Origin of the sequence: Caballeronia mineralivorans PML1(12) (genome assembly GCF_001028175.1) — a bacterium.
GTDB lineage: Bacteria > Pseudomonadota > Gammaproteobacteria > Burkholderiales > Burkholderiaceae > Caballeronia > Caballeronia mineralivorans.
In genome coordinates this window covers 35,213-44,059 of the sequence record NZ_AEJF01000184.1, presented here as the reverse complement: position 1 = coordinate 44,059, position 8,847 = coordinate 35,213, and the positions used below count along the sequence as shown (strand labels likewise).

The window sequence follows — 8,847 nt, the reverse complement described above, 5'->3', positions numbered from 1 at the left end:
GCGCCAGTGACCAAATAGCAGCTTAATAAACGTAGACGCGCGGCGCCGGCCGATAAGCATACGGATGCGCCGGCACGACAATGCAGCCAGCGAGCACGCTTACGAGCAAGCCGATAATCAACAGTTTGGTTTTCATGTGGAACTCCGCAACGGGTTCATCGGATTCGGGCGGCGCTCATCGGGCCGCCCGTGAAGCTAGCGACGTATCGCAGCTCAGGCCCAGTGTCCGGGCATCCAGCGCCATGCACCGCCGCGTGCAATCCAGTGTCCCGGAACCCAGTGATACCCCACGCGCTCGACTTCCCAGTGCCCCGGATTCCACACGTATTGGCCGTGTTCCCAGCGCCAGTGGCCGTGATCCCACACATAACCGACGCGCGCGGGCGGCACGGATTCCACGCGCACGGGCGGCGGCGCGTTCGGCGCCACGATGATGACCTCAGCCGACGCACTTCCTGCGACAGCGGCAACGCCGGCCACAACAATGGCCGCTTGGGCGATTAACAGTCGAATTTTCATGGTCGGCCTCTTGAGTTGTTCGCCTCGTATCGGCGATACACACTCAATGCGCGAGGCCACGCTTTAGCCGACAGCGCCGGTGTAACGGCGTTGGCGAATCTGCAACGGAATATTGATGTAATTTGCCCATGCGATTTGAAGGTGCATGCTTTCCGGCATCGCGCAATCAATAACCGGAAAGGACGAAAGCCGGAATCGAACAACGATTCCGGCTTTCAGGTGCTGCACGCAGACAGCGAATATTCAGCGCTGATTCAAACGCAACCCCACCCCACCTCAAACTGATGGAATCTCGATCTTCACTTCGAGTACTTCGAGATCGTCCTGACGCTCCAGGCTCACCCGGATATCGTCGCTTGAAATCTTCACGTACTTGGAAATCACGGCAACGAGTTCTCGTTGCAACGCCGGCAGATAATCGGCGGGCGCATGACCGCCCGCTCGCTCGTGCGCGATGATCAACTGCAAGCGTTCCTTCGCGACCGAAGCGGACTTCTTTTTCTCGCCCAGCAAAAACGAAAGAATCGACATTGCGTCCCCTTACTTGTTGCCGAAGATGCGTTGCAACAGACCTGGCTTCTGATAGTCGATGAAGCGCAGGGACTTTTCTTCGCCAAGAAAGCGCGAAACGATGTCCTTGTAGGCTTCAGCCACGTCAGTGCCATCGAGGTGCACGGCCGGCAGACCCTGATTGGACGCATGCAGCACGGCTTCCGACTCAGGAATCACGCCAATCAGTTCGATCCGCAGGATCTCTTGAATGTCGGTGAGCGAGAGCATCTCGCCTTCGCTCACACGCTTCGGGTTATAGCGCGTGATCAGCAGATGTTCCTTGATCGGCTCTTTGCCTTCAATGGCGCGCTTGGTCTTCGACGAGAGAATCCCGAGAATGCGGTCCGAATCGCGTACGGACGACACTTCCGGATTTGTCACGATCAGCGCTTCGTCGGCGAAATGCATGGCCAGCAACGCGCCCGACTCGATCCCTGCCGGCGAATCGCAGACGATGTATTCGAAGTCCATCGCGATCAGGTCGTTGATGACCTTCTCGACGCCGTCCATCGTGAGCGCGTCTTTATCGCGCGTCTGCGAGGCCGGCAGGATGAACAGGTTCTCGCACTTCTTGTCCTTGATCAGCGCCTGGTGGAGGTTCGCTTCGCCCTGGATCACGTTGATGAGGTCGTACACCACGCGGCGTTCGCAGCCCATGATGAGATCGAGATTGCGCAGGCCGACATCGAAGTCGATCACGGCCGTTTTATGCCCGCGCAACGCGAGGGCCGATGCGAAGCTCGCGCTGGTGGTCGTCTTGCCGACGCCGCCCTTGCCCGAAGTCACCACAATGATTTTTGCCATTCCTGTACCTTGTGTTCGTCAATTAAGTCCGCTGGCCTTCTGTCCGAGAGCGCGCCGTCCCCATCAGGCGCACCCGGCTGATGCCTCTCAGGTCAGTCGCAGCGGTTCGATCATCAGTTTTTCTTCGTCGAGCCAGATCTGCACCGACTTGCCCAGCACATCAGGGCCAAGCGGTGTTTCCATCGTCCTGTAGATGCCGGCGATAGAGATCAGTTCCGGCTCCAGACACGTGCAGAAGATGCGCGCATCGAGATTGCCGTGCACACCCGCGAGCGCGCGGCCGCGCAACGGCGCATAGATATGAATGTTGCCTTCCGCGATCACTTCCGCGCCATAGCTCACCAGTCCCAGCACAACGAGATCGCCCTTCGCATAGACCTGCTGGCCCGAACGCAACGGCCGGTCGATGATGGTCGTCTTCGGCACGGGCGCGCTGGGCGCAGGCGTTTGCGCCACGGCCGCTTCGATCACCGCCGCCGCCTCGGTATTCTCAATGCCCGCATCCACCGACGGCTTCGGCGCACCGCGCCGGTCGCGTGCTTCGAGCAACGGCAGCGCGCCTTCGGACGCCCATGCCTGATCCCCCGATGCAACCACGCCGATCGGGCGCATACGCACGCTGTCGAGCAACGCCGCGAGCTCGCTGATCGATATGCGCTCGTCGGCGCTCAGACGGCGCACGTCGATGGCGACCGTATCGTTCGCGAAAAACTCGGGAGTCGCTTCGAAGCGCCGCGTGAGTTCTGTGCGCAGCGCGTCGAGGTCGGTAGTCTTGACGACAAACAGAAGCGTGTCGACAGATCCGCTGCGCAATTCGAAAAAGGGCGTTTTTTTGAGCGACATAGGTAAAGCCAAAAATTTTGCGTATTTTACAGGCGTGAGGCAAGCAAACGGAATATTTCAGATTGACGCCCAAATGCGGGCGGCGCGACGGCAGCACGATGGAAGAGGCAGAAAGGACGGCGAGGGAAATCAGAGCCAAGCAAACCGTGACGCGAAGAACGCTGCGGGTCCCGGTTCAGGTCGAGCGCTCAGGTCACATGATCACTCACGCGACGCACGAGCAGGGTTTCGTATTCCTCGGGATGCGCTGGAATACGGCGTCGTTCGCCAGTCGGACCGAAACCCAGGCGCTCGTAGAAACGCATCGCGTTGCGGTTTTCATCGGTGACCCAGGCGAAGACATCGTGCACGCGCCGTTCCGCGAGCCATTGCGTGGCGGCATTAACGAGCAATTCGCCACCTCGCAGATGCCGCACTGCCGGCGCAACCCACAACGCGTAGACGAAAGCGCGCGGGTCCGGCGCTTCATCGATAAACGCACCGACCAGACCCGCCGGATGACCTTCGGTGTACAGGATAAACGACGCAGTGGTGGGAGAATTCGCGTGGCGATCGGCCGTTTCGTCGAAGCTTGCGACATCGGCGGACAAGGCCTCCTCCAGCGTCTCCCCGAACGCGTAAGGCGCCTCGCGCAATGACGCTGTACGAAGCTCGCGCAGGACTGCACCTTGATGCGGGGCGATCCTGCGAACAGTTAGTGAAGGACTCATGCGGGTGTTTTTCTCTCAAGCTTTCACAAGCTTCTTAAGCTTTCCTAAGCCAGCTTAGTCGTTTTAGTAGCTTCAACCGAACAGGCGAACGAGTCAAATCATTATTTCAGGCGATGCGCGAAACGCCCTTGCCATGGGCCTTCCAGCCCACCACCCGCGCGAGTCAGATCACTCGTCACCACATCACGGCGCGTCGTATTCGCCCGTGCCATCAGGCCATGGAGTCAGCAGTTCGAAGCCGGCGTCGGTCACCGCGACCATGTGCTCCCATTGCGCCGACAGCGACCGGTCTTTTGTCGTCACTGTCCAGCCATCGCGCGATTGCTGCGTTGCAGCGCGACCCGCGTTGATCATTGGCTCGATGGTGAAAACCAGCCCCGGCTTCAAACGCAATCCCGCGCCCGGTTGCCCGTAGTGCAGCACTTGCGGATCCTCGTGATACACGCGGCCAATGCCGTGCCCGCAATACTCGCGCACAATCGAATACCCTTCGCGATTCCCAACGGTCTGGATCGCATAGCCGATGTCGCCCAGCGTCGCGCCCGGACGCACCGCACGAATGCCGGCGAGCATCGCTTCATACGTCGTGTCGCATAGCCGTTTTGCCTCGCGGCTCGGCGTGCCGGCGTAGTACATGCGGCTGGTATCGCCGAAATAACCGTCCTTGATGATCGCGACGTCGATGTTGACGATGTCTCCGTCCTTCAGCACCCGGCCGCCGGGAATGCCGTGACAGACCACGTGATTCACCGACGTGCAAATGGTCTTCGTAAAACCCATGTAGCCCACGTTCGCGGGAATCGCCTTCAGTTCATCGACAATGAAGCGATTGCAGATCGTGTCCAATTCTTCCGTGGTGACGCCCGGTTGCACATGCTCGCCGATCATCGCGAGGACTTCTGCGGCCAAGCGCCCGGAAATGCGCAGTTTTTCGATGTCGGCAGGCGACTTGAGTGTGATGGCCATGGAGCGTTGGTGTGTCGGCGCGCGGGTTCGGTGATTCACCGGCGCAATAATTCAGGATGCCGGCGATGATAGCATCGCGCGCTTTTCCCCTCTTTTTTCGATGACTTGTACGATTGCCTTGCTGCCCGGCAACGTCATGCTTTAGGCTTGATTCAGTTTGCTTCTGCGGGTTGTTTTGGCCCCTGATTTACGGCCTTTTCCGTTTTATCGCTGCCTCGTTTTTACTGACGCCCATTGCTTATGCCTTCATGCCGAGTTGTCCCGTTCGCATCCCTGCTTGCATCTTTATTCGCCCTTGCTGCGTGCAGTTCCTCTAGCGTCCCCGAACTTCGTGCATCAAGTCCGGTGATCTACGTGTCGTCACACCGCCCGCTCGGCGACGTCCTCAATTGCCTCGAAGACAAACTGCCTTCCGTATCCGCGTCGAAGCTGGGTAGCGCCTCGGAACTGCTCGTCGGACCGAACGCGTGGCTAGTGACGCTCACGCCATCGCAATACGGGTCGACGGTGAAGGTACAAAAATCTTCGGGCGATTACGGCGGACTGTCCGAGCCGGAAATGCGCTTCGATATTGCGCGCTGCACCACCTGAATTTAACTGACCATCGCTAAATAAAAAATCCCCGGTGAATTAATAATTCATCGGGGATTTTTTAATATTCGTTGAATCAATTATTCAGGCAATTAGAAATAGTAATGAAGCCCGAGGGTGAAACTGTCGTTATTGCGTTTAGTTCCGTCATGGCTACTTGAATCGGCGGCCCATTCGGCCGCGACGCTGAATTGCTTCATGAATTTATATTCGACGCCCAAGCCACCATGAAGGCGCGCATTAGGCCAGCTTCCCGTCACACCTAGACGTGCATAGGGCATGATCGTGTTGAATGGCATTCCGACCTTGAGGTCCACGCCACCGTCCTTGTAGGTGGTCGAACCGTGGTGGAAATCCGCGAACACTTCTGCGCCGATCATGAATTGCTTTACATCGAATCCATAGCCCGCGGTCAGGCCGGGGAACGTGGTGCTATGGGATGCGGTGTTAACGACGCCGGATGCGTCAGACCAGTTCTCCCCTACCTTGAAGCCGGCGTAGGGACCAGCGAACTCGCTCGCTTGAGCACACGAAATATCGGTCGCGGCGATGACCAGTGCGGCAAAAAAAATTTCTTTAAATTGGACATGGGGTTTGCTACGTAACATTAAATCGAACAGCAACGTTAATTGCCACATTCGTGCACATTCATTGTGAATGAGGTTCACCGAATTTCTATTGGGCTGAATTCCGCAACGAAGCGAAAGATTAAATTGCAGGGACGTACGGGACCAATCGGAGGGGTCCTAATTACCTTTTTTAGTTATTATTTATGGGCTCTCGCTTCACCACCGCTTAAAGCGAGGGACGTTACGATGTTTTTTGTCGTAGTTTTGCATCGGTTATTAATATGCACGCACGTGCTTATTAACTTAATTAATGCAATGAACTAGAGATTTTAAACAGTTATTGATATGGCTATAAGCCGAACGAGGCTAAATCAGCAAACTCGCGGTTGCTTTTCACACAATTGCCTCGCCGTTTGCCGAGAGGCGTCAGTCGAGGCCTGCACCGCCATCGGATTCCCACAACGGAGGTTCACGCATGAACCACCTCGCTCTCAACGTCCGCAAGAGCTTGCTGGCGATTGCCGTCACTGCCTACAGGCCCCGTCGCGCCGCCGGTCGACAAGCCTGTCTCGCTTTCCGTGACGCCTGTACATGCGTATCGAGCGGACTTCCCAATTGTCGCGCACCACCTGACCGGGTTCGGGATGAACGAGGCATGAAACTCTGTGGGGTGGGAATTGCACCGCAAGACGGGAGCTACGGCGAACACATCAATGGCGATCGTGGTCTGTAGTTCGTGACGAGCCCGCAGCGGCAAATTGGAGCGGGTGTAGAGCAATAGATATGCGGGCGGTTCGGTTCTGGCAAACCGATGGAACTACCGACCTGGAGTGACTGGATGCGCCCGCTTGGGAGTCTGCATAGCGGTTGGTAGTCCTATTCTCGTCGTCAGCGCCGGCTCGCCCATACTCAGCCATCGAGGCCAAGCGTGACTCCTGGGTGGGAATAAGCGTCGCATCCAAGACGCGAAGGCTGAAACCCTAGGGCATGTCGACGGATCAGTTTAAAAGGCTAACTATTGTTAACCCCGGTCGTCGTTGCGTGTGCCCGTCGACCGACGTCGTGCGGGCGGAGGAGATTGTGACGAGTCGTCATTCTCCTGAGTGCTTCCCGGTATGGTATCCATCGCCTCGATCAGCGCCCGAATTGCAGTTCGCTTGCGCGCATCAAGCGCTCTGTATCCCGTAAGTATGGCTTGCTCGTCACCGTCTAATGCGAGCGTGGCACTGCGGCCGGTCAGCACATAGTGAACATCCACGCCAGCAGACGCAATCTTCGCAAGATAATCGGAGTTGGGGCGTCGCGTTCCTCGCTCGTAATGGAACTGCGCCTGCTTCTGGACCCCACCCAGTGCGGAGAATTCAGCCTGGTTCAAGTCCAAGCGTTGCCGTTCCTGCTTTAGACGCGCCGAAAAATCATCCATTTGTCACATTTTGGTTATTGACTACGGTACAAACGCGTACTAATGTGCTCATATCATATGGTTCACCTCGATGGTACCGCACCTGTCTTCGGTACAGGCTTCGTCTCGCCTGTCGGATAGCTGCGCCCTGTCGTCCCCTGGAGACGCTCATGCATGGAACGTACGAAATCTGCGGCGCCTTGCCCGTACACCCTCAGTTCCAGCATGCCCATGCGGTGCGCCTGGCTGAGAGGCTCGCCAACCCAGCTCACGTCTATTTTGCGACTGACGCAGTCACTCATACTTTAGTCCTCCACGTAAGCGGCCGTCTGTCCGAGACTGAACAAGCGGAAACTGAGGACACACTCAAGCAGTTTTCGCAAAAATGGGCTCGTGCCGGTGCGGTCTTCAGCAGGAATCTGTATGGAGATCTGTCCTTCTTGCCTATCGGGCTTGAACGTCATGTCGAACTGCTCACCGAACTAGACGATCTGGACCAGCAGGTCCGTGCGATGCGTGCGCGACAGGCGTGGATTCTGGCGCGACTTGAACAGCCCGTGTGATCGCATCGACCACGATCATTGGCAGCGTGCCCGGCGCCGGAGCATGCTGCCGCATCGTCACCTGCGGCGCGGAGGTAGCGGAGAAGTCTCATGGAGAAGAACGGAGAATACGTCCTGTCAGGGGCGCTACCCGTACAAGACGATCTAGACGCTGAACAGATCGACCGGGTGTCCCGTCATCTTGGCGGTATCGCGACGATCTACTTGGCACACGATGAGGTTGCGCATTCGGTCTCGATTCGCATTGCGGGCACCATGTCGCCCGACGACACGCGCATTGTCGAGAAGCGCATCGAAAAATTCGCGGAGGAGTATTGCAGCGCTGGAGCCATCCTTCTGAGCGAGTGGAACGGCCTGTCTCGATGGCTCGTCGTCGGGATGAACTGGCAGGTCCAGTGCCTGCTGAAATTCGCCGCAGTGGAAGAGCAGTTCGCTCGGCTCGCGCAAAAGGACATCGACTTTCTGGTGCGGCTTGAGCCGAACAACGGCGCTCAGGCCAGACGCGGAAATCTCGTTACGGCGTTTTCAGTGGCTATCGAAGAACCTTCTCGATAACTACGCCATCGCGTCATCGCTCGCACCTTAACGACGATGGCGACAATACCATCGCGAACCTTCCCATCCGCGTGTCAGCCAGCACCGCGTAGCAGCCAGTTTTCGAGTTCAAGGCCCTGCACCCGGGAAAACTCATCGATGTTGTCCGTGACGAGCACCGCGTCCATCGCCAGCGCATGCGCGGCAATCTGCATGTCGTTCGCGCCGATCACCTTGCCTTGGCGTTCCAGATCGGCACGCAACCTTCCGTAGAACCGGTCCGCTTCGCTATCGAACGCCATCACCGGTAAGCTTGTCAGCACGCGCTGGACACGCTTGGTCAACTCGTCTGAGCCTTTCTTTTCCAGCCCGTAGCGCAGTTCGGCAGCCACGATGATCGACGTGCAGATGTTCTCCGCAGGCTCCTGTCCGATACGGACCGCGCACGAGCCACGCGTGTTGCGAATCGCGTCGGAGATGATGTTCGTGTCGAGCAGGTACAGGGACATTAAAGGTCAACCGGTTCCGCAGGCAGACTCTCGATTTCCGGCCAGGACTCGTCAAGCGGCGCCCACTGCGCGAGCAACTCCCTTAATGGCACGGTCTTCACCGGCTCGATAATCAGGCGCGCGCCCTCTCTGCGGATGACGGCCTCCTCACCCGGTAGCTCAAGATCGCGTGGAATCCGGATCGCCTGATTGCGGCCATTGCGAAACAGCCGGACGTGCCGGTTCTCAGTCGTTTTCGTCATGATGCCCTCCTCGGCATATGCCAAAGCATATGCCATCATGCGC

General features: G+C 57.7%; 13 protein-coding genes. 3 read left to right on the top strand and 10 right to left on the bottom strand.

Annotated features, from left to right (window positions below):
- Positions 1-213: 213 nt before the first annotated feature.
- The 6 genes from EOS_RS31460 to map form a co-directional block, all read right to left on the bottom strand.
- Positions 214-519 (bottom strand): YXWGXW repeat-containing protein, encoded by a 306-nt coding sequence (locus EOS_RS31460; protein WP_047896109.1) that lies wholly within the window; start codon positions 517-519, stop codon positions 214-216.
- A gap of 276 nt (positions 520-795) precedes the next feature.
- Positions 796-1,050, bottom strand: coding sequence for a cell division topological specificity factor MinE (gene minE, locus EOS_RS31455; RefSeq protein ID WP_031359136.1), 255 nt, complete (start codon positions 1,048-1,050; stop codon positions 796-798).
- A gap of 9 nt (positions 1,051-1,059) precedes the next feature.
- Entirely contained in the window at positions 1,060-1,875 is an 816-nt protein-coding gene (gene minD, locus EOS_RS31450; RefSeq protein ID WP_047896108.1) for a septum site-determining protein MinD, read from the bottom strand.
- A gap of 87 nt (positions 1,876-1,962) precedes the next feature.
- Positions 1,963-2,718 carry a septum site-determining protein MinC gene (gene minC / locus EOS_RS31445; RefSeq protein WP_047896107.1) on the bottom strand — a complete coding sequence of 252 codons (756 nt, stop codon included), beginning with the start codon at positions 2,716-2,718 and terminating at the stop codon, positions 1,963-1,965.
- Between the two features lie 188 nt (positions 2,719-2,906).
- The gene (locus EOS_RS31440) at positions 2,907-3,428 is read right to left on the bottom strand and encodes a GNAT family N-acetyltransferase (RefSeq protein WP_047896106.1); all 522 of its coding nucleotides are present in this window, start codon (positions 3,426-3,428) and stop codon (positions 2,907-2,909) included.
- A gap of 183 nt (positions 3,429-3,611) precedes the next feature.
- A complete protein-coding gene (gene map, locus EOS_RS31435; protein WP_047896105.1) occupies positions 3,612-4,394 on the bottom strand; it encodes a type I methionyl aminopeptidase in 783 nt (260 codons plus the stop codon).
- Positions 4,395-4,748: 354 nt separating this feature from the next.
- Between map and EOS_RS31430 the strand changes: the two genes are divergently transcribed.
- Positions 4,749-4,985, top strand: coding sequence for a hypothetical protein (locus EOS_RS31430; RefSeq protein ID WP_235443021.1), 237 nt, complete (start codon positions 4,749-4,751; stop codon positions 4,983-4,985).
- A gap of 92 nt (positions 4,986-5,077) precedes the next feature.
- Here the strand turns inward: EOS_RS31430 and EOS_RS31425 are convergent, their stop codons facing one another.
- Together EOS_RS31425 and EOS_RS31420 are read right to left on the bottom strand one after the other, a co-directional pair.
- Complete coding sequence (locus tag EOS_RS31425) at positions 5,078-5,653, bottom strand: outer membrane beta-barrel protein (RefSeq protein WP_235443020.1); 576 nt, start codon at positions 5,651-5,653, stop codon at positions 5,078-5,080.
- Positions 5,654-6,575: 922 nt separating this feature from the next.
- Positions 6,576-6,977 carry a helix-turn-helix domain-containing protein gene (locus tag EOS_RS31420; protein WP_063779116.1) on the bottom strand — a complete coding sequence of 134 codons (402 nt, stop codon included), beginning with the start codon at positions 6,975-6,977 and terminating at the stop codon, positions 6,576-6,578.
- A gap of 149 nt (positions 6,978-7,126) precedes the next feature.
- On the opposite strand from EOS_RS31420, the gene EOS_RS31415 reads away from it, so the two are divergent.
- Positions 7,127-7,519: a hypothetical protein gene (locus EOS_RS31415; protein ID WP_047896103.1), complete on the top strand. Its 393-nt coding sequence runs from the start codon at positions 7,127-7,129 to the stop codon at positions 7,517-7,519.
- Between the two features lie 90 nt (positions 7,520-7,609).
- Complete coding sequence (locus tag EOS_RS31410) at positions 7,610-8,074, top strand: hypothetical protein (RefSeq protein WP_047896102.1); 465 nt, start codon at positions 7,610-7,612, stop codon at positions 8,072-8,074.
- 74 nt (positions 8,075-8,148) lie between these two features.
- On the opposite strand, the gene EOS_RS31405 is transcribed toward EOS_RS31410, so the two are convergent.
- Both EOS_RS31405 and EOS_RS31400 read right to left on the bottom strand, forming a co-directional pair.
- Positions 8,149-8,562, bottom strand: coding sequence for a type II toxin-antitoxin system VapC family toxin (locus tag EOS_RS31405; protein WP_047896101.1), 414 nt, complete (start codon positions 8,560-8,562; stop codon positions 8,149-8,151).
- A complete protein-coding gene (locus EOS_RS31400; protein ID WP_047896114.1) occupies positions 8,562-8,804 on the bottom strand; it encodes an antitoxin in 243 nt (80 codons plus the stop codon). The genes EOS_RS31405 and EOS_RS31400 overlap by 1 nt, the downstream gene beginning before the upstream one ends.
- Positions 8,805-8,847 lie beyond the last annotated feature (43 nt).

Excerpts from the sequence above, each read along its gene's own strand:
- EOS_RS31415 (WP_047896103.1), top strand. The coding sequence starts at position 7,127 with ATGCATGGAACGTACGAAATCTGCGGCGCCTTGCCCGTACACCCTCAG.
- EOS_RS31420 (WP_063779116.1), bottom strand. The coding sequence starts at position 6,977 with ATGGATGATTTTTCGGCGCGTCTAAAGCAGGAACGGCAACGCTTGGAC.
- minE (WP_031359136.1), bottom strand. The coding sequence starts at position 1,050 with ATGTCGATTCTTTCGTTTTTGCTGGGCGAGAAAAAGAAGTCCGCTTCG.
- EOS_RS31410 (WP_047896102.1), top strand. The coding sequence starts at position 7,610 with ATGGAGAAGAACGGAGAATACGTCCTGTCAGGGGCGCTACCCGTACAA.
- EOS_RS31460 (WP_047896109.1), bottom strand. The coding sequence starts at position 519 with ATGAAAATTCGACTGTTAATCGCCCAAGCGGCCATTGTTGTGGCCGGC.
- EOS_RS31400 (WP_047896114.1), bottom strand. The coding sequence starts at position 8,804 with ATGACGAAAACGACTGAGAACCGGCACGTCCGGCTGTTTCGCAATGGC.
- EOS_RS31440 (WP_047896106.1), bottom strand. The coding sequence starts at position 3,428 with ATGAGTCCTTCACTAACTGTTCGCAGGATCGCCCCGCATCAAGGTGCA.
- EOS_RS31405 (WP_047896101.1), bottom strand. The coding sequence starts at position 8,562 with ATGTCCCTGTACCTGCTCGACACGAACATCATCTCCGACGCGATTCGC.
- minC (WP_047896107.1), bottom strand. The coding sequence starts at position 2,718 with ATGTCGCTCAAAAAAACGCCCTTTTTCGAATTGCGCAGCGGATCTGTC.
- minD (WP_047896108.1), bottom strand. The coding sequence starts at position 1,875 with ATGGCAAAAATCATTGTGGTGACTTCGGGCAAGGGCGGCGTCGGCAAG.
- map (WP_047896105.1), bottom strand. The coding sequence starts at position 4,394 with ATGGCCATCACACTCAAGTCGCCTGCCGACATCGAAAAACTGCGCATT.